Origin of the sequence: Azospirillum picis (genome assembly GCF_017876115.1) — a bacterium.
GTDB lineage: Bacteria > Pseudomonadota > Alphaproteobacteria > Azospirillales > Azospirillaceae > Azospirillum > Azospirillum picis.
In genome coordinates this window covers 40,369-61,700 of the sequence record NZ_JAGINO010000023.1, presented here as the reverse complement: position 1 = coordinate 61,700, position 21,332 = coordinate 40,369, and the positions used below count along the sequence as shown (strand labels likewise).

The window sequence follows — 21,332 nt, the reverse complement described above, 5'->3', positions numbered from 1 at the left end:
CCGATCCGTATGGGAGGATTTGCGTCGATGACCCTTGCCCGCCCGGTCCTTGCCCGCCCGGCCCTTGCTCGCTTGACCCTTGCCCATCTGACCCGGCGCGCGATGCTCGCCACCGCCGCGGCGATGCTTGCCGCCAGCGCCCTCTCCGCCGCCCTGCCGTCGGCGGCACTGGCGCAGGCCCCGGAGAAGGCCACGGTCGGCGCCCTGGCGCTGTCCTCCTCCGGCCCGATCTTCATCGCCAAGGCCAAGGGCTATTTCGCGAAGGAAGGGCTGGACGTCGACCTGAAGCTCTTCACCTCGGCGCAGCAGGTGCCGGTGGCGGTGGCCTCCGGCGACATCGGCTTCGGCGTCACCGGCCTCACCGCCGGCTTCTACAATCTCGCCTCCAAGGGTGCGGTCACCATCATCGCCGCCCAGAGCCGCGACGAGCCGGGCTTTCCCTTGAGCGCCTACATGGCGACCAATGCCGCCTACGACGCCGGTCTGAAGACGCCGGCCGACCTGAAGGGCAAGCGGATCGCCATCACCACGATCGGCTCGACCTTCCACTACATGGTCGGGATCCTGGGGCAGAAGCACGGCTTCACCGTCAAGGAGGTGACCATGGTGCCGCTGCAGGGCGTGCCGCAGATGGTCGCCGCCTTCAAGGGCGGCCAGGTCGACGCCGTCATCGCGCCGTCCACGGTGTCGCGCCAGCTCGCCGCCGACGGCGCCGGCAGGATCCTGGGCTGGGTCGGGGACGAGACTCCCTGGCAGCTCGGCGCCCTCTTCACCTCGCCGGCGATGATCAAGGAGCACCGGCCGGCGGTCGAGAAGTTCATGCGCGCCTACAAGACGGCGCTTGCCGAATACCACGCCGCCTTCAACAGCCGTGACGCCGCCGGCAAGCCGGTGAAGGGGCCGGGCTACGACGAGTTGCTGGCGATCATCGCCGAGGCGACCAAGCAGAAGCCTGAGATCGTCGCCGAGGGCCTGCCCTATGTCGACCCGCAGGCCCGCCTGCTGGTCGAGGACGTGGTGAACCAGGTGAAGTTCTGGCAGTCCGAAGGCCAGGTCGACAAGGCGCTGGACCCGAAGTCGGTGATGGACCTCAGCTTCGTCGGGCAGTGATCTCACCCTCCGTCATCACAGGGAAGACGCAGGCGTGCTGACGTTGCCCCCTCCCCAACCCTCCCCCGCTGGGCGGAAGAGGGGGCAAGTGCTTATCGGGACAAGCGGCGGCAGTCCCTCTCCCGCGAAGCTCTCGCACAAAGCTCCGCTTTGTGCTGACGCGGCAGGCGGACCTTCGGTCCGCTGAGAGCGGGGGAGGTAGGAGGGGGTAGTCAGCGCCGATGCGCAGCGGCGCGAGCCCAGTCCTTCAAACGCGCCGTGGCCTCACACCGCCAGATAGGCCGTCCGCACCTGCCGGTCGGCCAGCAGGTCGGCCATGGCGCCGGTCCAGCGCAGGCGGCCGGTCTCGATGACGCAGGCGCGGTCGGCGACGGCGGCGGCGAAGGACAGGCTTTGTTCGGACAGCAGCACCGACAGTCCCTCGGCCTTCAGCCGCCGCACCGCCTCGGCCATCTGGCGGACGATCAGCGGCGCCAGACCTTCGGACGGCTCGTCGAGCAGCAGCAGCGAGGGGTTCCCCATCAGCGTGCGGGCCAGCGTCAGCATCTGCTGCTCGCCGCCGCTCATCCGGGTGCCGCGGCGGCCGCGCATCTCCTTCAGGTTCGGGAACAGCTCGTACAGCTTGTCCGGCGTCCAGGCCGGGGCGCCGGGCCGGGGCGGCTGGCGGCCGACCTCCAGGTTCTCCTCCACCGTCAGGTCGGCGAAGATGCGGCGGTCCTCCGGCACGTAGCCGATGCCCAGCCGCGCGATGCGGTGGGCGGGCAGGGCCGCCAGGTCGCGGCCGTCGAAGCGCAGCACCGCCGCCCGGCGCTGGGCCAGCCCCATCACCGCCTTCAGCGTCGTCGTCTTGCCGGCGCCGTTGCGGCCCATCAGCGCCACCACCTCGCCGCGCCCGACGCTGAGCGCGACGCCGTCGAGGATGTGGGCGCGGCCGTACCAGGCCTGCAGCCCCTCGACCGTCAGCAGGGGAGGCGGCACGGGAGGCGGCAGGGGAGACGACAGGGGATCGTTCACGCTTCGCCTCCCAGATAGACCGATTGGACGCGGGGGTCGGCCCGGATCTCGTCGGGCGACCCCTCGGCGATCAGCCTGCCGCGGTCGAGCACCAGCACGCGGGTGGCATGGCCGAAGACGACGTCCATGTCGTGTTCGGTGAACAGGACGGCGAGGTTGCGCTCGCGCACCAGCCCGGCGGTCAGCGCCATCAGGGTGAGCCTTTCGGCCGGCGCCATGCCGGCGGTCGGCTCGTCCATCAGCAGCACCGCCGGCTCGCTGGCCAGCGCCATCGCCAGTTCCACCCGCTTCAGGTCGCCGTAGGCCAGCACGCCGCAGGGTCGGTCGGCCTGGGCCGCCATGCCGACCTGCCCCAGCAGGGTCAATGCCGGCTCGCGGAACTGCGCCGCCGCCGGGCGCCACAGGCCGAACAGCCGCCGGGCGCGCGACAGCAGCACCATCTGCACGTTCTCGACCACCGTCATGGAGGCGAAGGTGGCGGTGATCTGGAAGGTGCGGCCGACGCCGAGTGCCCAGATGCGCCGCGGCGGCAGGCCGACCAGTTCGGTCCCGTCCAGCCGCACCGATCCCGAATCGGGGCGGAGCTGGCCGTTCAGCAGGTTGAAGCAGGTGCTCTTGCCGGCGCCGTTCGGCCCGATCAGCGCCAGCAGGTCGCCCGAGCGCAGGGTGAAGGACACGCCGCCCACCGCCTGCACGCCGCCAAACGACCGGTGCAGGTCGCGCACCACCAGTTCGCTCATGCGCGCCCCCGCAGCCCGGCGACGAAGCCGACGATGCCCCGGGGGAACAGCAGCACCAGGGCGACGATGACGAGGCCGAGCGCCAGCCGCCACCAGTCGGTCAGGCTCATCACCTCCGACTCCAGCAGGTGGAAGGCGGCGGCGCCGGCCAGCGGCCCGGCGACGGTCTGGATGCCGCCCATCAGCACCATCACCAGCGCGTCGACCGACAGCGGCACCGCCAGCAGGGTGGGGAAGACGCTGCCCTTGGCGAAGGCGTAGAGGCCGCCGGCCAGACCCGCGGCGGCGCCCGCCAGCACGAAGGCCATCCACTGGAAGCGCCGCACGTCGATGCCCACCGATTCGGCGCGCAGGCCGGAGTCGCGGCCGGCCCGCAGGGCATAACCGAAGGGGGCGAAGGCGGCGCGGCGCAGCAGCCACAGCGCGCCGCCGCACAGCGCCAGGGTCAGCCAGTAATAGGCCGCCTTGCCCGCCGCCCAGGGCGACGGCCAGACGCCGAGGATGCCGTTGTCGCCGCCGGTCACCGCGTACCACTGGAAGGCGACCGACCAGGCGATCTGCGCGAAGGCCAGGGTCAGCATGGCGAAATAGAGCCCGGAGCGCCGCACGCAGAACCAGCCGGCGACCAGGGCGCCGGCCCCGGCCAGCAGCGGCGCCCCGGCGAGCGCCAGCGGCATCGGCGCGCCCAGATGCCTGACCAGCAGCGCCGCGCCATAGGCGCCGAGCCCGAACCAGGCGGCATGGCCGAACGACACGAGGCCGCCGAGGCCGATCAGCAGATGCAGGCTGGCGGCGAACAGCGCGAGGATCACCGTCTCGGTCAGCAGGATCAGTGCATAGTCGCCGACGGCCAGCGGCAGCGCCGCCATCGCCGCCAGCAGCGCTAGCGCCCACCAGCCGGCGTTGCGCCCCGCCGCCAGCGGCACCGTCACCGCGGCGGGGGCGGTGGGTGGCGCCTCCTCGGCGCGGCCGAGCAGGCCGTGCGGTCGCAGCACCAGCACCACCGCCATGAACAGGAAGACCAGCACCAGGGTGATCTGCGGAAAGACCAGGATGCCGAAGGCCTGGAGCTGGCCGATCAGCAGCGAGGCGAGGAAGGCGCCGGTCAGGCTGCCCATGCCGCCGACCACGACGACGACGAAGGCTTCCACCACGATCGCCATGTCCATCTGCAGGGTCACCGCCTCGCGCGGGACCTGCAGCGCCCCGCCCAGCCCGGCCAGCGCCCCGCCGAGGAACAGCACACCGGTGAACAGCCGGGCCGGATCGACGCCGAGCGCGCTCGCCATCTCGCGGTCCTGGGTGGCGGCGCGTACCAGCGTGCCCCAGCGGGTGCGGTTGAACAGCGCCCACAGCAGCGCCAGCACCAGCGGCCCGAGGCCGATCAGCACGAGGTCGTAGAGCGGGAAGGACTGCCCGAGGATGTCGATCGATCCCTTCAGCCCCGGTGCCCGCCGGCCCAGCAGATCCTCCGACCCCCAGCCCCACGCCGCGAGGTCCTGCACCACCAGGACCACCCCGAAGGTGCCGAGCAATTGGAACAGCTCCGGCGAGCGGTAGAGGCGGCGCAGCAGCCCGATCTCCATCGCCGCACCCAGGCAGCCGACGGCGATCGCGGCGGCGGCGACCGAGCCCCAGAAGCCCGCAGCCGTGCCGCCGAAGCGCTCGATCAGCGACCAGCCGGCATAGGCACCGACCATGTAGAAGGAGCCGTGCGCGAAGTTCACGATCCGCGTCACGCCGAACACGATGGTCAGCCCCGACGACACCAGGAACAGCGTCGCCGCGGTCGCAAGGCCGCTGAGGGCCTGGACGAGGAGGAAGGACATGGGGGCGCTTGTTCCGGGGCGGGCTTGTTCCGCAGGGGTCGGGGGCGGGGCCGCGCCTTATTCCGCCGGCCGCAGCTTGCGCGCCGCCTCGTCGGAGGGCAGGTAGGCGGTGCCGTCGGCGTAGCGCCAGTCTTTCATGGTGCCGCGGCCGTCCTTGACCGTGGTGGTGCCGACGAAGGCGCCCATGGTCGACTGGTGGTCGGAGGCGCGGAAGGTCACCGGGCCGACCGGGCTGTCCAGCGTCAGGCCGGACAGGGCGTCGACGACCTTCTCGCGGTCGGTCGAGCCGGCCTTGTCGATGGCGGCGGCGATCGCCTTCATCGTGGTGTAGCCGACCAGCGAACCCTGCTTCGGCTGGTCTTTGAAGCGTGCGGCATAGGCGGCGACGAACGCCTTGTGGACGGGGGTGTCGATCTGCTCCCACGGGTAGCCGGTGACGATCCAGCCTTCCGGCGCCTCGTCCTTCATCGGCTCCAGATAGTCGGGCTCGCCGGTCAGCAGGCTGACCACCTTGCGGTTCCGGAACAGGCCGCGGGTCTCGCCCTCGCGCACCAGCTTGGCGAGGTCGGCGCCGAAGGTGACGTTGAAGATCGCCTCGGGGGTGGCGGCGGCCAGCGCCTGCACGGTCGGCCCGGCCTCCAGCTTGCCCTGGGCCGGCCACTGCTCGGCGACGAACTCGACGTCCGGGCGCTTCTCCTTCAGCAACTGCTTGAACCAGGCCACCGCCGACTGGCCGTATTCGTAGTTGGGGGCGACGGTGGCCCAGCGCTTGGCCGGCAGCTTCGCCGCCTCCTCCACCAGCATGGCGGCCTGCATGTACGTGCTGGGGCGCAGGCGGAAGGTGTAGCGGTTGCCCTGGGCCCAGGTGATGGCGTCGGTCAGCGGCTCGGCCGCGACGAAGGGCACCTTGTTGCGCGCCGCGAAGTCGGCGACCGCCAGCCCGATGTGGGAAAAATAGGTGCCGGCCAGCAGGTCGACCTTCTCGTTGGTCACCAACTCCTGCGCGACGCGGACGGCATCGTCCGGCTTGCCGGCGTCGTCGCGCGAGATCACCTCCAGCTTGCGGCCGCCGAGCACGCCGCCCTTGGCGTTCACCTCCTCGACCGCGAGTTGCCAGCCCTGGCGGTAGGGGATGGTGAAGGCCGGCAGGCCGGTGTAGCTGTTGATCTCGCCGACGCGCACCGGGCCGGTCTCGGCCGCGGCGGCGGGCAGGCCGCCAGCGAGGCCGCCAGCCAGGCCAGCAGCGAGGATGGCGGTGATCGCGGCGGCCTTGGCCAACAGCGAGATGGTCTGGCGGCGGTGCTGCATGCGGCGGGAACCCCGGGTCAAGAGAGGCGATGGCCGGCCAGCGGACGCGACGCCTCCGCGGACCCGGTGCCGCCCCCGTCGGCGCAGCACCCCGCGTTCATAGCAAACCGTACGGAAATGTCATCGCTTCAAAGGCCGCATGACCGCATTCGGCGCCCATCCCGCCGCGGGGACGGGCGCCGGGCCGCCGGACCTTCACATCAGTCGGGAAAGCAGCGCCATGAACTGCACCCGCTCGTCCTCGCTCAGCGGTTCCAGGGTGCGTTCGTGGGCGGCGGCGGCGTTGGCCATCAGGTCGATGACCATCGCCTGGCCGATCCGGGTCAGCCGGACGCTGGTGCGGCGGCGGTCCTGGGGGTCGGGATGGCGCTCCAGCAACTGGCGCTCCACCAGGCGCAGGATCACGCCCTGGGTGGTGGCCGGGTCCATGTAGGTCAGCCGGCCGAGCTGGTTTTGCGAGAGGGCACCTTCCTCGTGCAGCGTGGCGAGCACCGCCCATTGGGTGGGCGTCAGCATGGAGTCGCCGATCAGGTCGATGAAGATCGCCGATGCGCGCTGATGGGCCCGCCGCAGGCGGTGGTGTATCTGGCCGGCCAACTGGTAGTCGTCGGGGGGCAGTCGTCCGAAATCGTCCATGGTAGCGGGCCCGTGTTCTCGCCCGCCTTCGATCCGGGGCGAAGGCTGGGGCGGGCGCGGACCGCCGCTCCCGGCTGCGTGGGCAGGGGGTGGTGCGGCGTTGCTCGCCTGTCGCCACCCGATGCATCCATTATGCGTTCCTCATGGACAAGCGTAGGAAAGACAACACCTCCGGCGCAACCTTCGCGGATGCGGCATAGAGCCACAGCGCCGCCTGTGGTCCGATCCCGGCCGGAAAAGAAACCCCCCGTTGCCGCAAGTGAACCGGCGCGCCCGGACCGCTAATCGTCGGGACGGAGCCCGGTCCGGATCATTGCGTCGTCGCACGAACCTTCTGGCTGGTCAGGGCGACTTCTTGGGAGGGTAGCTGTCGGGGGGCGCCGTCTTTTCGGCAGGGCTGGCCGGGGCGTCGCCGGTGGGCGGCGGAACGCCGCCGGGCGTGTAGGGGGGCATGGAGTCGTCCGACGGGCGCTTGGTCGGCCGCGGCGGTGGCGGTGTGTCGAGTCGGCGTGTCATGGCAGACCTTCCGGAAGCAAGGAGTCGCCATGAACAACCGTGTTGCGGCGGCCGCGGTTCCAAGCAGGGAGGCCGGCATCCCGGCAATCCTGCCGAGGACTTCTATGACCTTGATCTTAGGACCGCTGAAAAGAGCGCGAAAATCAAGACGATCGCCCATCCGGCCGCTTCCGACGAGTTGCGAGAATTTGTTGCGGCCACACCACAGGGGCCGGCAAAAGCGGGCGGGCTCCGGCTTCATTGTTGCACGGCAAGCACGCGTTGTTGTGTCTTTGCCAATGGACGCCGCCCCGCCGCGCCCGCCCGCCTGCCGGCCGGGCATGCGGAGCGCCTCCCAACCAAATGGTGCCGGTCCCCCGGCCCGGTGAGCCGACCGAACCCAGCCAAGCGCGGTGATTCCATGAAGACCAGCACCCTGTCCCTTTTCGCACTTGCTCTCGCCTCGACCGGGCTGACGTCGCTTCCCGCCGCCGCCCAGGACGACCTGCAGCGGGGCGAAACCGTGCTGGAACGCCGCCGGCCGGAGGTCGAGCAGCTCGGGCTGCGCGCCGGCTCGTTCCTGTTCCTGCCGCGGCTGGAGGCCGGGACCACCTACGACAGCAACGTCTACGCCACGCGCGACAATCATGAGGACGACTTCATCTGGACCGTCCGGCCGCGCCTGGACATCAAGTCCGACTTCTCGGCCCATGCGCTGAACTTCTCGGCCTCCGCCGACGCCGGCCGCTACAGCGACCATCCGAGCGAGAACTACACCGACTACGCCCTGCAGGCCGACGGGCGCTTCGACGTCAACCGGGGCGGCGCGCTCGACGGGCAACTGTTCCACCGCCGCAACCACGAGGGCCGCGGCGACATCAACAGCTTCGCCGGCTACACCGAGCCGGTGACCTACCGCACCAGCGGCGGCGAGGTCGGCTACACCCAGCGCTTCAACCGCGTGCGCGCCCGCGTCTCCGGCTCCGCCCAGTATGCCGACTATGACGATGTCGGGCTGATCGGCGGCGGCGTCGCTCCGCAGGGCGACCGCAACCGCTGGGAATACGCCACGGTCGGCCGCGTCGGCTACGAGTTCCTCGACGGCTACGAGACCTTCATCCAGGGCACCTATTCCTGGACCCGGCACCAGAACGAGCGCGACGTCGCCGGCATCAACCGCGACTCCGACGGCTACGAGGTCGTCGGCGGCATCGCCACCGACCTGACCGGTCTGGTCACCGGCGAACTCTTCGCCGGCTATCTGGTGCGCAACTACGACGATTCGCGCCTTGAGGACTTCAACGGCATCTCCTTCGGCGGGCGCCTGAACTGGGCGGTCACGCAGCTCACCGCGATCTCCGCCTCGGCCAGCCGCCAGGTGCGCGAAACCAGCAGCAGCCCCGGGCTCGGCTCGGCCTCCAGCTACACCCGCACTTTGCTGGCGGTCGGCGTCGACCACGAGCTGCTGCGCACCCTCGTCCTGAACGGCCGCATGCAGTACCGCATGGACGACTTCAACGGCGAGAACCGCAACGACAAGGTTTATACGGCCAGTGTCGGCGGTACCTACCAGATGAACCGCTATCTCTTCCTGACCGGCGGCTACACCTACGAGAAGCGCAACTCGAACCTGAATGCCGCCGACTATTCCGACAACCTGATCTATCTGCGCGTCGGTGCGCAGATGTAGTCTGCAAGTCCTAGGCCGGGATCTGTCCAAGTTCCGGCCGAACGGCCTAGAAAATCTGCGGAAGCGCACAGGGCGCCCGTCCTATGACGGGTGCCCTTTTCTCATGGCGATGCTTTGGTCACGTATGACGTCGACTGAAGAGATCCGAAGGCGGTAATTCCTCTCCACTTTTTCACAGGCGCTTGCGAGTTGCTAGGCTCCACCCGAATTCAGGTGCGTGACCAAGGAAAGCCGCCGCAGGCCGATCACCCGCAAGGGACGGAAAGATCGCTGCGGCGGGCATCCACCAGCCAGGGAAAGGGTATAGGGATGAATCGACGTCAAGTGATCCGTGCGCTGGGCCAGGGTGCCGGGGTGGCCGCGCTGGCCGTTGCCATGACCGGCTGCGCCGGCGGCAGCGACGTTCCCATGGAGACCGCCGACGTCGGCCAGATCACCGACTACAATCTGGGCCCGGGTGACGCCCTGCGCGTCATCGTCTTCGGCGAGGAGCAGTTGTCCGGCGAGTTCCGCGTCGACGGCGCCGGCAAGGTCGCCATGCCGCTGATCGGCGAGGTGGCCGCCCAGGGCCGCAGCACCCGCGACCTGGAGAAGGAGATCGCGACGCGGCTGTCCTCCGGCTACGTCCGTGACCCCAAGGTCAGCGTCGAGGTGCTGAACCACCGGCCCTTCTTCATCCTGGGCGAGGTGCGCAACCCCGGCCAGTACCAGTACGTCAACGGCATGACCGCGCTGTCCGCGGTGGCGATGGCCGGCGGCTACACCTACCGCGCCAAGGAGGACTACGTCCTCATCACCCGCGGAAACGATCCCAAGAAGCAGACCCGGCGGGCGCCGATCACCACCACGGTGATGCCCGACGACGTCGTCCGCGTGCCGGAGCGCTATTTCTGAGCCGGGCCTGATGCCGCCGGCCGGGACGACCTCCATCTCGCCCTAGGCCGGCCCGCCCCGAACCCGCCGGACAGGCGTTTCCGGCCAGGCATGGGCAGCGGCGGCGAACGCCGCCGTGAGACCGCCGTGAGAGCGCCTTTTGAAAGCCCGACCGGACCCCCGGCCGGGCTTTTCGATTCCGGCTCTTCCGCGGCGCGGGTCAGGTGTCCAGCGTGTCGCCGCCCTTCTTCTGGCCGGGGGGCATGCGCTGGTTCGGCGGCACCACCCGATCGCGGCTCTCCCCATGCGGCGGCGTCGTGCCGGCCGCCTCGTCGTCGGTGCCGAGCGGCGCCGCCGCCGGATCCGTGGCCGGGACCTTGTCGCCGGTCAGGCCGCGGTCGATGTCGGCGCGCAGGCGGTGTGCCTCCGCGCTGGGAGAAGAGGGCGTGTCATGGCCCGACTCGGGGCGCTGGGGCTTGGTCATGGTCGGCCTTCAGGATGACGGTTGCGGGATGGCGGCTGCCCCGCCAGAGCGGCGGAGCGCCGGGCGCCGCGGCGACCGCCGCATGCCGCCCGTCCGCAACCCAACCGGGCCTTGTCCGCAAAGTTCCCCGCCGGATCGCCGCTGCGCGGCTGCTCCACGACCATACGGACGGCTGCGCGGGGGCTTGGGGGCGACGGAACTGGACCGCCGCCGGCCTTGCCGGCGCGCCAAATGCAAAGGCCCCGGCGTGTCGTCCGGGGCCTCGGTGACGCGGCTGGCCTCGCAGGCCTGAACTGGTGCCGGATACAGGAATCGAACCCGTGACCTTCTGATTACAAATCAGCTGCTCTACCAGCTGAGCTAATCCGGCGTCCCCGTCATCCGCGGGACGCCCACATTAGCGTCCCTTTTTCGTGCAAACAAGCACTTGCGCGCCGGCCGACCGAAGGCCGCCGCGGAACGCCTTAGAATACCTTCGAATGCCGTCAGTCGCGCAGCCGCGCGACCTCGTACAGCGCGACGGCGGCGGCGTTCGAGACGTTCAGGCTGCCGACCGGGCCGCCGGTGGGAAGCCGGGCGATGGTGTCGCACCGCTCCATCGTCAAACGGCGCAGCCCGCTGCCCTCCGCTCCCATCACCAGCACCGTCTTGCCGGTCAGGTTCAGCTTGGCCAGGGTGCTCTCGCCCGATTCGGCGAGGCCGACCGCCCAGAACCCGTTCTGCTGCAGCTCCGTCAGCGCACGGGCGAGGTTGGTCACGCGGACCAGCGGAACAGCCTCCAGCGCGCCCGACGCGCTCTTGGCCAGAACGCCGGTGGTCTCGGGAGCGTGGCGTTCCGTCACCAGCACGGCGCGCGCCCCGAAGGCCGCCGCCGACCGCAGCACGGCGCCCACATTGTGGGGGTCGGTCACCTGGTCCAGCGCGACGATGACCGCCGCCTGCTCCCCGGCGAGTTCGTTGCAGAGATCCTCGATCCCGACGTCCGGCAGCGGCGCGGCGTCGACCGCCATCCCCTGGTGGACCGCTCCCGCCGGCAGCAGCCGGTCCAGCTCCGTCCGGTCGACCGGCGTCGGATCCGGACGGCGCAGGCCATGCGCCCGCGCCGCAGCCATTGCCGCGTCGAGCGCAGCCCGGCCCGATTCGGTGACGAGCAGCCGGTGGATCCGCCGTTCGGGATTGGTCCAGGCGGCGGCCACCGGGTGCAGCCCGTAAAGGAGGACGCCGCGGGCGGGAGCCGGGCGCTCGCCCCTGGCCTGGCGTTCGCCCTTGGCCTGGCGCTCGCCCTTGGCCGGGGCGGCGGGCTTGCCGGCCCCGGCCTTGCCGCCCGGGTTCCGGCCTTCGGGCCGGTCGGAGGGAGAGGAGGGGCGGGGGGCGGAGCCCGTGTGTCTGGAGCGCGTCATGGTACCCATGGGAAAGGGAAGGGCGGACCGGATCGGACCGCCGGATTTTTTTCTGGTGTGAACTGCTTAACCCGTGTTGACAAGGTCAGAAAAATTCGCATATTGCCGGAACTCCGCGGCGGGCACTGTCCCGCGGCGGGACGGAAGGGTGGCCGAGTGGTTAAAGGCAGCAGACTGTAAATCTGCCCGCGTACGCGTACGCTGGTTCGAATCCAGCCCCTTCCACCATTACTTTCCACGGCTTGTCCGTGATCGCGTTTCCCCGGACGAACGCGCCGGCGGGATGGCTAGGCGGGTGTAGCTCAATGGTAGAGCAGAAGCCTTCCAAGCTTACGACGGGGGTTCGATTCCCCTCACCCGCTCCACCCTCCCGCGCGCGACTGACGGAGAACCCGATCCCGGCCGGGCCAGTTTTGCGTCCGGAACGTCGGGAACGAAAGACAGAGCGATGGCTAAGGCAAAGTTCGAGCGGAACAAGCCGCACTGCAACGTTGGCACGATCGGCCACGTGGACCACGGCAAGACGTCGCTGACGGCTGCGATCACGAAGGTGCTTGCGGAGTCGGGCGGCGCCACCTTCACCGCCTACGACCAGATCGACAAGGCGCCGGAAGAGAAGGCGCGCGGCATCACGATCTCGACGGCCCACGTCGAGTACGAGACGACCAACCGCCACTACGCGCACGTCGACTGCCCCGGCCACGCCGACTATGTGAAGAACATGATCACGGGTGCCGCGCAGATGGACGGCGCGATCCTGGTCGTGTCGGCCGCCGACGGGCCGATGCCGCAGACCCGCGAGCACATCCTTCTGGCGCGCCAGGTCGGCGTTCCGGCGCTGGTGGTGTTCATGAACAAGGTCGACATGGTCGACGATCCGGAGCTGCTGGAGCTGGTCGAGCTGGAAGTGCGGGAGCTTCTGTCGTCCTACCAGTTCCCGGGCGACGACATTCCGATCACCAAGGGCTCGGCGCTGTGCGCGCTTGAGGACCGTCAGCCTGAGATCGGCCGCGACGCCGTTCTGGCGCTGATGAAGACGGTCGACGAGTACATCCCGCAGCCGGAGCGTCCGAAGGACCGTCCGTTCCTGATGCCGATCGAGGACGTGTTCTCGATCTCGGGCCGCGGCACGGTGGTTACGGGCCGCGTCGAGCGCGGGATCATCAAGGTCGGCGACGAAGTGGAGATCGTCGGCCTGAAGGCGACGCAGAAGACGACGGTGACCGGCGTCGAGATGTTCCGCAAGCTGCTGGACTCCGGTGAGGCCGGCGACAACATCGGCGCGCTGCTGCGCGGCACCAAGCGCGAGGACGTCGAGCGCGGCCAGGTTCTGGCCAAGCCGGGTTCGATCACCCCGCACACCAAGTTCAAGGCCGAAGCCTACATCCTGACGAAGGAAGAGGGCGGCCGCCACACCCCGTTCTTCACGAACTACCGTCCGCAGTTCTACTTCCGGACGACGGACGTGACGGGCATGGTGTCGCTGCCGGAAGGCGTGGAGATGGTGATGCCGGGCGACAACGTCGCCATGGACGTCGCCCTGATCGCGCCGATCGCCATGGACGAGGGTCTGCGCTTCGCCATCCGCGAAGGCGGCCGCACCGTCGGTGCCGGCGTCGTTGCCAAGATCGTCGAGTGATGCTATAAGCCTGCCTCCCTCGCCGGACGGAAGCCCGGCGAGGGGCGCTTTTTCCAAGGCAGGTCAGTAAAGTAAGAGCTTCCGGAAAAAGCCTTGACATAGCCGCCTGAACAGTGCTTTAAGCGGCGTCCCGCACCGAACGGTGCGACCGGACGGAGATAGGAGTGTAGCTCAATTGGTAGAGCACCGGTCTCCAAAACCGGGGGTTGGGGGTTCGATCCCCTCCACTCCTGCCATCCCGTCCCAAGGTTCGCCCCAAGGTTCGCAAGGCTGACAACGAATAGGGTAGAAGCGGCGCCCAACAGTCGCTCCGGAGCTCGCACGGTTCGCACGATGGCTAAAGTCAATCCCGCAGAATTCGCGCGCGAGGTCCGCCGCGAGGTTGCCAGGGTCACCTGGCCGACCCGCAAGGAAACCGGCATCACGACCGCCATGGTCTTCGTCATGGTCGTGCTCGCCGCCCTGTTCTTCCTCGTCGTCGATCAGGTGCTGGCGGTTGCCGTTCGCTTGATCCTTGGACTGGGGGGCTGAGACATGGCCGCGCGCTGGTACGTCGTGCACGTCTATTCCGGTTTCGAGAAGAAGGTCGCCCAGGCGATCCGCGAGAAGGCCGCTCAGAAGGGCCTGGAAGACAAGTTCGAGGAAATCCTGGTCCCGACCGAGGAAGTGGTCGAGGTCCGCCGGGGTTCCAAGATCAACACGGAACGCAAGTTCTTCCCCGGCTACGTCCTCGTCAAGATGGACCTGACCGACGAATCCTGGTCGCTGGTGAAGAACACGCCGAAGGTCACCGACTTCCTGGGTGGCGGAGGCAAGCCGCAGCCGATTTCCCAGCGGGAGGCCGAGCGGATCATCCATCAGGTGCAGGAAGGCTTTGAGCGCCCCAAGCCCTCGATCACCTTCGAGGTGGGCGAGCAGGTTCGAGTGAGCGACGGCCCCTTCACCTCGTTCAATGGCGTCGTCGAGGAAGTCGACGAAGAGAAGTCCCGCCTGAAGGTGGCGGTGTCGATCTTCGGACGCTCCACGCCGGTCGAGTTGGAATACACGCAGGTCGAAAAGATCTGAAGACTGGGTTCCATCGTTTTTGAGTCGGAGCCGCCGGTGCCCAGCACCGGTGGCTCCATTCTGTTGCGGGAGGCTCGCCATGGCCGAACCGCGAAACCCCGCGGCGCAGCGCCCGGCCGTTCAGGCAGGCGCACCGCGCCGTCCCAGGAGGTTGTGAGATGGCGAAGAAAATCGTCGGTTACATCAAGCTGCAGGTTCCGGCCGGCAAGGCCAACCCGTCGCCGCCCATCGGCCCGGCGCTCGGTCAGCGCGGCCTGAACATCATGGAATTCTGCAAGGCGTTCAACGCCAAGACGGCGGACCTCGAGGTCGGCATGCCGATCCCGGTGGTCATCACCGCCTACGGCGACCGCACCTTCACCTTCGTGACGAAGACCCCGCCGGTCAGCTACTTCCTCAAGAAGGCTTCGGGCAAGGACAAGGGCTCGACGACCCCCGGCAAGGGCGGCTTCGTCGGCCAGATCACGACCTCGCAGATCCGCGAGATCGCCCAGAAGAAGATGGTCGACCTGAACGCGCACGACGTCGACGCCGCCGCGAGCATGATCGCCGGCTCCGCCCGCTCGATGGGCCTCGAAGTGGTGGAGGGCTGATCCTATGGCGAAGCTGGGCAAGCGTCTGACCGACGCCTACAAGAACGTCAACCGCGACTCCTTCTACACCGTCGAGACCGCCGTCTCGGTGCTGAAGGGCGGCGCCAAGGCCAAGTTCGACGAGACCATCGAGATCGCGATGAACCTCGGCATCGATCCGCGCCACGCCGACCAGATGGTCCGCGGCGTCGTGAACCTGCCGAACGGCACCGGCAAGACCGTCCGCGTGGCGGTGTTCGCCCGTGGCGCCAAGGTCGACGAGGCCCTGGCCGCCGGTGCCGACGTGGTCGGCGGCGATGACCTCGCCGAGCAGATCCTGGCCGGCAACATCAACTTCGACCGCTGCATCGCCTCGCCCGACATGATGGGCGTGGTCGGCAAGCTCGGCAAGGTGCTCGGCCCGCGCGGCCTGATGCCGAACCCGAAGCTCGGCACCGTCACCCCCGACGTCGCCGGCGCCGTCAAGGCCGCCAAGGCCGGCGCGGTGGAGTTCCGTGCGGAGAAGACCGGCATCGTCCATGCCGGCGTGGGCAAGGCCAGCTTCTCGGAAGAGGCGCTGGTCCAGAACATCCGCGCCTTCATCGATGCCATCACCCGTGCCAAGCCGTCGGGCGCCAAGGGCCAGTACCTGCTGAAGGTCTCGCTCTCCTCGACGATGGGCCCGGGCGTCAAGCTCGACATCGCCAGCGTGTCGGCCCCGGCCGCCGCCTGACGACCGCCTTCCGCCGCCGTGTCCCCAGGGGCATGGCGGCGTCCGGGTGGATTGCCTGCGGGGTCTCCCCAAGGGCGCCCGCCCACCCCTGTCCGAGACCGCTGGTGCCCGGTCCTTCCCAAGGGAAGGGCGGGGCTTAAAAACCGCCGGCGCAGACGGGAGTTGAACCGTTTACCCCTCCGGCCCGGCGCTCGCGTCCGGTCCGGTTCAGGAACGGCTTGAACTTCTGGGACAGGTTCGCCGGACCTCCGGCCCGCCAGGGCAGGGGGTTCATGTACACCTCTGTGCAAGGAGGCGATCCGTGGATCGTACACAAAAAGAAGCGACGATCGCGGACCTGCAGACGAAGCTCGCAGATACCGGCCTGGTGGTGGTTACCCATCACCTCGGCCTGACGGTGAAGGAAGTCACCGATCTGCGCGCCAAGGTGCGGGCCGCGGGAGCCGGCTTCAAGGTGACGAAGAACCGGCTCGCCCGCCGCGCCCTTCAGGGCACGCAGTTCGAAGGTCTGGACGGTCTCTTCAAGGGACCGACGGCGATCGCCTACTCGAAGGATCCGGTTGCGGCCGCCAAGGTCGTTGCCGACTTCGCGAAGACGAACGACAAGCTCCAGATCATCGGCGCCGGCCTCGGCGACCAGGTTCTCGACGCCGAAGGCGTCAAGGCCCTGGCGACCCTGCCGTCGCTGGACGAACTGCGCGCCAAGCTCGTGGGCATGATCCAGACCCCGGCGACGCGTATCGCCGGCGTCCTCCAGGCTCCGGGCGGCCAGGTCGCCCGCGTGCTGGCTGCCTACGCGAAGAAGGACGAGGCGGCCTGAGCCGCTTAGTCGTCTACGTTTCATCACACCCAGAATCCAAGTCGTTGGAGTAGTAAAATGGCTGATCTGCAGAAGCTCGTCGACGATCTGTCGGCCCTGACCGTCCTGGAAGCCGCCGAGCTGTCGAAGCTCCTCGAGGAGAAGTGGGGCGTCTCCGCCGCCGCTCCGGTGGCCGTCGCCGCCGCCGGCCCGGCCGCTGCCGCTGCCGCCCCGGCCGAAGAGCAGACCGAGTTCACGGTGATCCTCGCCGATGCCGGCGACAAGAAGATCAACGTGATTAAGGAAGTCCGTGCGATCACCGGCCTGGGCCTGAAGGAAGCCAAGGACCTGGTCGAGGGCGCTCCGAAGCCGGTCAAGGAAGGCGCCACGAAGGACGAGGCCGCCAAGATCAAGAAGCAGCTTGAAGAGGCCGGCGCCAAGGTCGATATTAAGTAAGACCTTGTTGCGTTACGGATCATACAGTTCCACGCCGGACGGCGGCCGGTCCCCCAGGGGGCCTGCCGCCGCACGGCGTTTTCTGCCTTCCGCCGGACCGGGCTTGCCCGGCCCGGCTCTTTCCGTCCCCACCAGGGGGGCGGCCCGCGCGGGCGTCCAAGGGACCGGTCGACGCAAGACTCGATCCGCTCCATTGGCCGGTTGAACGGTCGGAAAATCGCGCATCACGTACAGACGTTTGGGGACATCCATGGCCAAATCCTTTACGGGTCGTAAACGTGTTCGGAAGAGCTTCGGGCGCATCCCGGAAGTCACCCAGATGCCCAACCTCATCGAGGTGCAGCGCAGCTCCTACGACCACTTCCTGCAAATGGACGTCGCCCCGGAGAAGCGGGCGAACCTGGGCCTGCAGGAAGTCTTCAAGTCGGTGTTCCCGATCAAGGACTTCTCCGACCGCGCGGTGCTGGATTTCGTCAAGTACGAGCTTGAGCAGCCGAAGTACGACGTCGAGGAATGCCAGCAGCGCGGCATGACCTTCGCGGCGCCGCTGAAGGTGACCCTGCGCCTGTCCGTGTTCGACGTGGAGGAGGACACCGGCCTCCGTTCCATCCGCGACATCAAGGAGCAGGACGTCTACATGGGCGACATGCCCCTGATGACGGCCAACGGCACCTTCATCATCAACGGCACTGAGCGCGTCATCGTCTCGCAGATGCACCGCAGCCCGGGCGTCTTCTTCGACCATGACAAGGGCAAGACCCACGCGTCGGGCAAGTACCTGTTCGCCGCCCGCGTCATCCCCTATCGCGGTTCCTGGCTCGACTTCGAGTTCGACGCCAAGGATCTCGTCTACGTCCGCATCGACCGCCGCCGCAAGCTGCCGGCCACCACGCTGCTGTTCGCCCTGGACAGCGCGGAGACCGTGGCCCTGCGCGCCGAGCGCAAGAGCATGGGCAAGGACCTGCTGCCGTACGAGGCGCAGGGCATGTCCAAGGAAGAGATCCTCAACTACTTCTACGACACCATCACTTACGCCCGCTCCGCCGGCGGCTGGAAGACCCCCTTCTCGGCCGAGCGGATGAAGGGCGTGAAGCTGGTGTCCGACCTGGTCGACGCCGCCACCGGCGCCGTCGTCGCCGAGGCCGGGACCAAGATGACTCCGCGCGTCATCAAGAAGCTGGTCGAGGGCGGCCTGACCGAGCAGCAGGTCTCCACCGAGGAGCTGACCGGCCGCTACCTTGCCGTCGACATCATCAACGAGCGCACCGGCGAGGTCATCTACGAGGCCGGTGACGAGCTGTCGGCGAGCGATCTCGACAAGCTGGAGAAGACCGGCGTCGACGAGCTGCCGGTGCTGGCGATCGACCACCTGAACGTCGGCGCCTACATCCGCAACACGATGAACGCCGACCGCAACGCCAGCCGCGAAGACGCGCTGATCGACATCTACCGCGTCATGCGTCCGGGCGAGCCGCCGACCCTTGAGTCGGCCGAGGCGCTGTTCTCGGGCCTGTTCTTCGACAGCGAGCGCTACGACCTGTCGGCCGTCGGCCGCGTCAAGATGAACGCGCGCCTGAACTTCCAGACCGACGACCAGATGCGCGTCCTCCGCAAGGAAGACGTCATGGAGATCCTGAAGGTTCTCGTGAACCTGAAGGACGGCCGCGGCGAGATCGACGACATCGACCATCTCGGCAACCGCCGCGTCCGCTCGGTCGGCGAGCTGATGGAGAACCAGTACCGCGTCGGCCTGCTGCGCATGGAACGTGCGATCCGCGAGCGCATGAGCTCGGTCGAGATCGACACGGTGATGCCGCACGACCTGATCAACGCCAAGCCGGCGGCCGCCGCCGTGCGCGAGTTCTTCGGCTCGTCGCAGCTCTCGCAGTTCATGGACCAGACCAACCCGCTGTCCGAGATCACGCACAAGCGCCGTCTCTCGGCGCTGGGCCCGGGCGGTCTGACCCGCGAGCGCGCCGGCTTCGAGGTGCGCGACGTGCACCCGACGCACTACGGCCGCATCTGCCCGATTGAGACGCCGGAAGGCCCGAACATCGGCCTGATCAACTCGCTGGCGACCTATGCCCGCGTGAACCAGTACGGTTTCATCGAGAGCCCCTACCGCAAGGTCATCGACGGCAAGGTCACTAACGAGGTGGTCTACCTGTCGGCGATGGAGGAGGGCCGCTACGTCGTCGCCCAGGCGAACGCCGAGCTGAACCAGGACAACAGCTTCGCCGCCGATCTGGTGTCCTGCCGCCAGGGCGGTGAATACCTGATGTTCCGGCCCGAGGCGATCGACCTGATCGACGTGTCGCCGAAGCAGCTGGTGTCCGTCGCCGCGGCGCTGATCCCGTTCCTGGAGAACGACGACGCCAACCGCGCGCTGATGGGCTCGAACATGCAGCGCCAGGCGGTGCCGCTGGTCAAGGCCGACGCCCCGCTGGTCGGCACCGGCATGGAGGCGACGGTCGCCCGCGACAGCGGCGTGACCATCGTCGCCAAGCGCTCGGGCATCGTCGACCAGGTCGACGCCACCCGCATCGTCGTGCGTGCCACCGACAGCTCGGACAGCACGGCGCCGGGCGTCGACATCTACAACCTGCTGAAGTTCCAGCGCTCCAACCAGAACACCTGCATCACCCAGCGTCCGCTGGTGAAGGTCGGTGACCGGGTGAACGCCGGCGACATCGTGGCCGACGGCCCGTCGACGGATCTCGGCGAGCTGGCGCTCGGCCGGAACGTGCTCGTCGCGTTCATGCCGTGGAACGGCTACAACTTCGAGGACTCGATCCTCATCAACGAGCGCATCGTCAAGGACGACGTCTTCACCTCGATCCACATCGAGGAGTTCGAGGTCATGGCCCGCGACACCAAGCTGGGCCAGGAGGAAATCACCCGCGACATTCCGAACGTGGGTGAGGAGGCTCTGAAGAACCTCGACGAGGCCGGCATCGTCTACATCGGCGCCGAGGTCCGCCCGGGCGACATCCTGGTCGGCAAGGTGACGCCGAAGGGCGAAAGCCCGATGACGCCGGAAGAGAAGCTGCTGCGCGCCATCTTCGGCGAGAAGGCGTCCGACGTCCGCGACACCTCGCTGCGCCTGCCGCCGGGCGTCGTCGGCACCATCGTCGAGGTCCGGGTGTTCAGCCGCCGCGGCGTCGACAAGGACGAGCGCGCGCTCGCCATCGAACGCGCCGAGATCGAGAAGCTGGCCAAGGACCGCGACGACGAGCGCGGCATCCTGGAGCGCAGCTTCTACACCCGCCTGAAGGAAGTGCTGATCGGCCAGACCGCGCAGTCCGGCCCGAAGGGCATGAAGGGCGGCACGGTCCTGACCGACGAGGTGCTGGCCGGCCTGTCGAAGGGCCTGTGGCGCCAGATCGCCATCGCCGACGAGCAGGTGATGGAGACCGTCGAGAACCTGGGCAAGGTGTTCGACGACTCGATCAAGGCCCTGCAGGACCGCTTCGAGAACAAGGTCGACAAGCTGCAGCGCGGCGACGAGCTGCCGCCGGGCGTCATGAAGATGGTCAAGGTCTTCGTCGCGGTGAAGCGCAAGCTGCAGCCGGGCGACAAGATGGCCGGCCGTCACGGCAACAAGGGCGTCGTCTCGCGCATCATCCCGCAGGAGGACATGCCCTACCTGGAGGACGGCACCCCCGTCGACCTGGTGCTGAACCCGCTGGGCGTGCCGTCGCGCATGAACGTCGGTCAGATCCTGGAAACCCACCTCGGCTGGGCGGCCTCGGGTCTCGGCAAGCAGATCGGCCGTGCGGTCGACCAGTACCGTCTGGCGATCCGCCAGAAGGCGGAAGGCGCTCCGCAGTTGGAGGCCCTGCGCGGCACGCTGAAGTCGGCGTACGGCGAGGTGACCTACAACGAGGACATCGCCGACATGACCGACGGCGAGCTGCTGGAGCTGGGCGGCAACCTGCGCAAGGGCGTGCCCTTCGCGACGCCGGTCTTCGACGGCGCCCGCGAGGAGGACATCTGCGTCCATCTGGAACGCGCCGGCTTCGACCGGTCGGGCCAGTCGACGCTGACCGACGGCCGCACCGGCGAGACCTTCGATCGCAAGGTCACCGTCGGCTACATCTACATGCTGAAGCTGCACCACCTGGTGGACGACAAGATCCACGCCCGGTCGATCGGCCCCTACTCGCTGGTCACGCAGCAGCCGCTGGGCGGCAAGGCCCAGTTCGGCGGTCAGCGCTTCGGTGAGATGGAGGTGTGGGCGCTCGAAGCCTACGGCGCCGCCTACACGCTGCAGGAAATGCTGACGGTGAAGTCGGACGACGTGTCCGGCCGCACCAAGGTCTACGAGGCCATCGTCCGCGGCGACGACAACTTCGAGGCCGGCATTCCGGAGTCGTTCAACGTGCTGGTCAAGGAGCTGCGCTCGCTCGGCCTGAACGTCGAACTGAACCAGCGGTCCTACTGAGCCGATTTGACGTGACCAAACCCCGGAGCGGTGCGCATGGCACCG

19 protein-coding genes and 4 tRNA genes are annotated in these 21,332 nt (G+C 68.5%); 14 read left to right on the top strand and 9 right to left on the bottom strand.

Annotation, left to right across the window (positions count from 1 at the left end):
• The first annotated feature begins 27 nt into the window (after positions 1 to 27).
• Complete coding sequence (locus tag J2850_RS25040; protein ID WP_209988024.1) at positions 28 to 1,110, top strand: ABC transporter substrate-binding protein; 1,083 nt, start codon at positions 28 to 30, stop codon at positions 1,108 to 1,110.
• Between the two features lie 264 nt (positions 1,111 to 1,374).
• On the opposite strand, the gene J2850_RS25035 is transcribed toward J2850_RS25040, so the two are convergent.
• The 6 genes from J2850_RS25035 to J2850_RS25010 form a co-directional block, all read right to left on the bottom strand.
• A complete protein-coding gene (locus J2850_RS25035) occupies positions 1,375 to 2,088 on the bottom strand; it encodes an ABC transporter ATP-binding protein (protein WP_209988166.1) in 714 nt (237 codons plus the stop codon).
• A 32-nt stretch (positions 2,089 to 2,120) separates the two neighbouring features.
• A complete protein-coding gene (locus J2850_RS25030; protein ID WP_209988021.1) occupies positions 2,121 to 2,864 on the bottom strand; it encodes an ABC transporter ATP-binding protein in 744 nt (247 codons plus the stop codon).
• On the bottom strand, positions 2,861 to 4,693 hold the full coding sequence (locus J2850_RS25025) for an ABC transporter permease (protein WP_209988019.1): 1,833 nt from the start codon (positions 4,691 to 4,693) through the stop codon (positions 2,861 to 2,863). The genes J2850_RS25030 and J2850_RS25025 overlap by 4 nt, the downstream gene beginning before the upstream one ends.
• A gap of 57 nt (positions 4,694 to 4,750) precedes the next feature.
• Positions 4,751 to 6,001, bottom strand: a complete 1,251-nt coding sequence (locus J2850_RS25020) for an ABC transporter substrate-binding protein (protein WP_209988016.1) — start codon at positions 5,999 to 6,001, stop codon at positions 4,751 to 4,753.
• Positions 6,002 to 6,196: 195 nt separating this feature from the next.
• Positions 6,197 to 6,637 (bottom strand): MarR family winged helix-turn-helix transcriptional regulator, encoded by a 441-nt coding sequence (locus tag J2850_RS25015; protein WP_209988013.1) that lies wholly within the window; start codon positions 6,635 to 6,637, stop codon positions 6,197 to 6,199.
• 342 nt (positions 6,638 to 6,979) lie between these two features.
• Positions 6,980 to 7,153, bottom strand: a complete 174-nt coding sequence (locus J2850_RS25010; protein ID WP_209988011.1) for a hypothetical protein — start codon at positions 7,151 to 7,153, stop codon at positions 6,980 to 6,982.
• Positions 7,154 to 7,553: 400 nt separating this feature from the next.
• Here J2850_RS25010 and J2850_RS25005 point away from each other — a divergent pair, with 400 nt between their 5' ends.
• Positions 7,554 to 8,822 (top strand): outer membrane beta-barrel protein, encoded by a 1,269-nt coding sequence (locus J2850_RS25005; RefSeq protein WP_209988009.1) that lies wholly within the window; start codon positions 7,554 to 7,556, stop codon positions 8,820 to 8,822.
• A gap of 309 nt (positions 8,823 to 9,131) precedes the next feature.
• Complete coding sequence (locus J2850_RS25000; protein ID WP_209988004.1) at positions 9,132 to 9,716, top strand: polysaccharide biosynthesis/export family protein; 585 nt, start codon at positions 9,132 to 9,134, stop codon at positions 9,714 to 9,716.
• A gap of 199 nt (positions 9,717 to 9,915) precedes the next feature.
• Here the strand turns inward: J2850_RS25000 and J2850_RS24995 are convergent, their stop codons facing one another.
• The 3 genes from J2850_RS24995 to rlmB form a co-directional block, all read right to left on the bottom strand.
• Entirely contained in the window at positions 9,916 to 10,179 is a 264-nt protein-coding gene (locus tag J2850_RS24995; RefSeq protein ID WP_209988002.1) for a hypothetical protein, read from the bottom strand.
• A 294-nt stretch (positions 10,180 to 10,473) separates the two neighbouring features.
• A tRNA-Thr gene (locus tag J2850_RS24990) sits at positions 10,474 to 10,549 on the bottom strand.
• Between the two features lie 115 nt (positions 10,550 to 10,664).
• Entirely contained in the window at positions 10,665 to 11,579 is a 915-nt protein-coding gene (gene rlmB / locus J2850_RS24985) for a 23S rRNA (guanosine(2251)-2'-O)-methyltransferase RlmB (RefSeq protein ID WP_370878965.1), read from the bottom strand.
• Between the two features lie 142 nt (positions 11,580 to 11,721).
• Here rlmB and J2850_RS24980 point away from each other — a divergent pair.
• The 11 genes from J2850_RS24980 (at position 11,722) to rpoB (ending at position 21,287) form a co-directional block, all read left to right on the top strand.
• Positions 11,722 to 11,807 (top strand) — tRNA-Tyr (locus tag J2850_RS24980).
• A gap of 63 nt (positions 11,808 to 11,870) precedes the next feature.
• A tRNA-Gly gene (locus tag J2850_RS24975) sits at positions 11,871 to 11,944 on the top strand.
• A gap of 83 nt (positions 11,945 to 12,027) precedes the next feature.
• Positions 12,028 to 13,218 (top strand): elongation factor Tu, encoded by a 1,191-nt coding sequence (tuf, locus tag J2850_RS24970; protein ID WP_209987977.1) that lies wholly within the window; start codon positions 12,028 to 12,030, stop codon positions 13,216 to 13,218.
• Between the two features lie 160 nt (positions 13,219 to 13,378).
• Positions 13,379 to 13,454: transfer RNA gene (locus tag J2850_RS24965), tRNA-Trp, on the top strand.
• A gap of 97 nt (positions 13,455 to 13,551) precedes the next feature.
• Positions 13,552 to 13,749 carry a preprotein translocase subunit SecE gene (secE, locus tag J2850_RS24960; RefSeq protein ID WP_014246876.1) on the top strand — a complete coding sequence of 66 codons (198 nt, stop codon included), beginning with the start codon at positions 13,552 to 13,554 and terminating at the stop codon, positions 13,747 to 13,749.
• A gap of 3 nt (positions 13,750 to 13,752) precedes the next feature.
• On the top strand, positions 13,753 to 14,283 hold the full coding sequence (gene nusG / locus J2850_RS24955; RefSeq protein WP_014246877.1) for a transcription termination/antitermination protein NusG: 531 nt from the start codon (positions 13,753 to 13,755) through the stop codon (positions 14,281 to 14,283).
• A gap of 158 nt (positions 14,284 to 14,441) precedes the next feature.
• Positions 14,442 to 14,876, top strand: coding sequence for a 50S ribosomal protein L11 (rplK, locus tag J2850_RS24950; RefSeq protein ID WP_209987996.1), 435 nt, complete (start codon positions 14,442 to 14,444; stop codon positions 14,874 to 14,876).
• Between the two features lie 4 nt (positions 14,877 to 14,880).
• The gene (gene rplA / locus J2850_RS24945) at positions 14,881 to 15,588 is read left to right on the top strand and encodes a 50S ribosomal protein L1 (protein ID WP_209987993.1); all 708 of its coding nucleotides are present in this window, start codon (positions 14,881 to 14,883) and stop codon (positions 15,586 to 15,588) included.
• A 301-nt stretch (positions 15,589 to 15,889) separates the two neighbouring features.
• Positions 15,890 to 16,408, top strand: coding sequence for a 50S ribosomal protein L10 (gene rplJ, locus J2850_RS24940; protein WP_209987991.1), 519 nt, complete (start codon positions 15,890 to 15,892; stop codon positions 16,406 to 16,408).
• Between the two features lie 57 nt (positions 16,409 to 16,465).
• Entirely contained in the window at positions 16,466 to 16,843 is a 378-nt protein-coding gene (rplL, locus tag J2850_RS24935) for a 50S ribosomal protein L7/L12 (RefSeq protein WP_014246882.1), read from the top strand.
• 250 nt (positions 16,844 to 17,093) lie between these two features.
• Positions 17,094 to 21,287 carry a DNA-directed RNA polymerase subunit beta gene (gene rpoB, locus J2850_RS24930; protein WP_209987989.1) on the top strand — a complete coding sequence of 1,398 codons (4,194 nt, stop codon included), beginning with the start codon at positions 17,094 to 17,096 and terminating at the stop codon, positions 21,285 to 21,287.
• Positions 21,288 to 21,332: the final 45 nt, after the last annotated feature.

Bases quoted from the DNA above. Each gene is read 5' to 3' on its own strand.
- J2850_RS24995 (WP_209988002.1), bottom strand. From the start codon at position 10,179: ATGACCAAGCCCCAGCGCCCCGAGTCGGGCCATGACACGCCCTCTTCT.
- rplL (WP_014246882.1), top strand. From the start codon at position 16,466: ATGGCTGATCTGCAGAAGCTCGTCGACGATCTGTCGGCCCTGACCGTC.
- J2850_RS25020 (WP_209988016.1), bottom strand. From the start codon at position 6,001: ATGCAGCACCGCCGCCAGACCATCTCGCTGTTGGCCAAGGCCGCCGCG.
- J2850_RS25015 (WP_209988013.1), bottom strand. From the start codon at position 6,637: ATGGACGATTTCGGACGACTGCCCCCCGACGACTACCAGTTGGCCGGC.
- tuf (WP_209987977.1), top strand. From the start codon at position 12,028: ATGGCTAAGGCAAAGTTCGAGCGGAACAAGCCGCACTGCAACGTTGGC.
- J2850_RS25000 (WP_209988004.1), top strand. From the start codon at position 9,132: ATGAATCGACGTCAAGTGATCCGTGCGCTGGGCCAGGGTGCCGGGGTG.
- rplK (WP_209987996.1), top strand. From the start codon at position 14,442: ATGGCGAAGAAAATCGTCGGTTACATCAAGCTGCAGGTTCCGGCCGGC.
- secE (WP_014246876.1), top strand. From the start codon at position 13,552: ATGGCTAAAGTCAATCCCGCAGAATTCGCGCGCGAGGTCCGCCGCGAG.
- J2850_RS25030 (WP_209988021.1), bottom strand. From the start codon at position 2,864: ATGAGCGAACTGGTGGTGCGCGACCTGCACCGGTCGTTTGGCGGCGTG.
- rplA (WP_209987993.1), top strand. From the start codon at position 14,881: ATGGCGAAGCTGGGCAAGCGTCTGACCGACGCCTACAAGAACGTCAAC.
- nusG (WP_014246877.1), top strand. From the start codon at position 13,753: ATGGCCGCGCGCTGGTACGTCGTGCACGTCTATTCCGGTTTCGAGAAG.
- J2850_RS25010 (WP_209988011.1), bottom strand. From the start codon at position 7,153: ATGACACGCCGACTCGACACACCGCCACCGCCGCGGCCGACCAAGCGC.
- J2850_RS25025 (WP_209988019.1), bottom strand. From the start codon at position 4,693: ATGTCCTTCCTCCTCGTCCAGGCCCTCAGCGGCCTTGCGACCGCGGCG.
- J2850_RS25005 (WP_209988009.1), top strand. From the start codon at position 7,554: ATGAAGACCAGCACCCTGTCCCTTTTCGCACTTGCTCTCGCCTCGACC.
- rpoB (WP_209987989.1), top strand. From the start codon at position 17,094: ATGGCCAAATCCTTTACGGGTCGTAAACGTGTTCGGAAGAGCTTCGGG.
- J2850_RS25040 (WP_209988024.1), top strand. From the start codon at position 28: ATGACCCTTGCCCGCCCGGTCCTTGCCCGCCCGGCCCTTGCTCGCTTG.
- rlmB (WP_370878965.1), bottom strand. From the start codon at position 11,579: ATGACGCGCTCCAGACACACGGGCTCCGCCCCCCGCCCCTCCTCTCCC.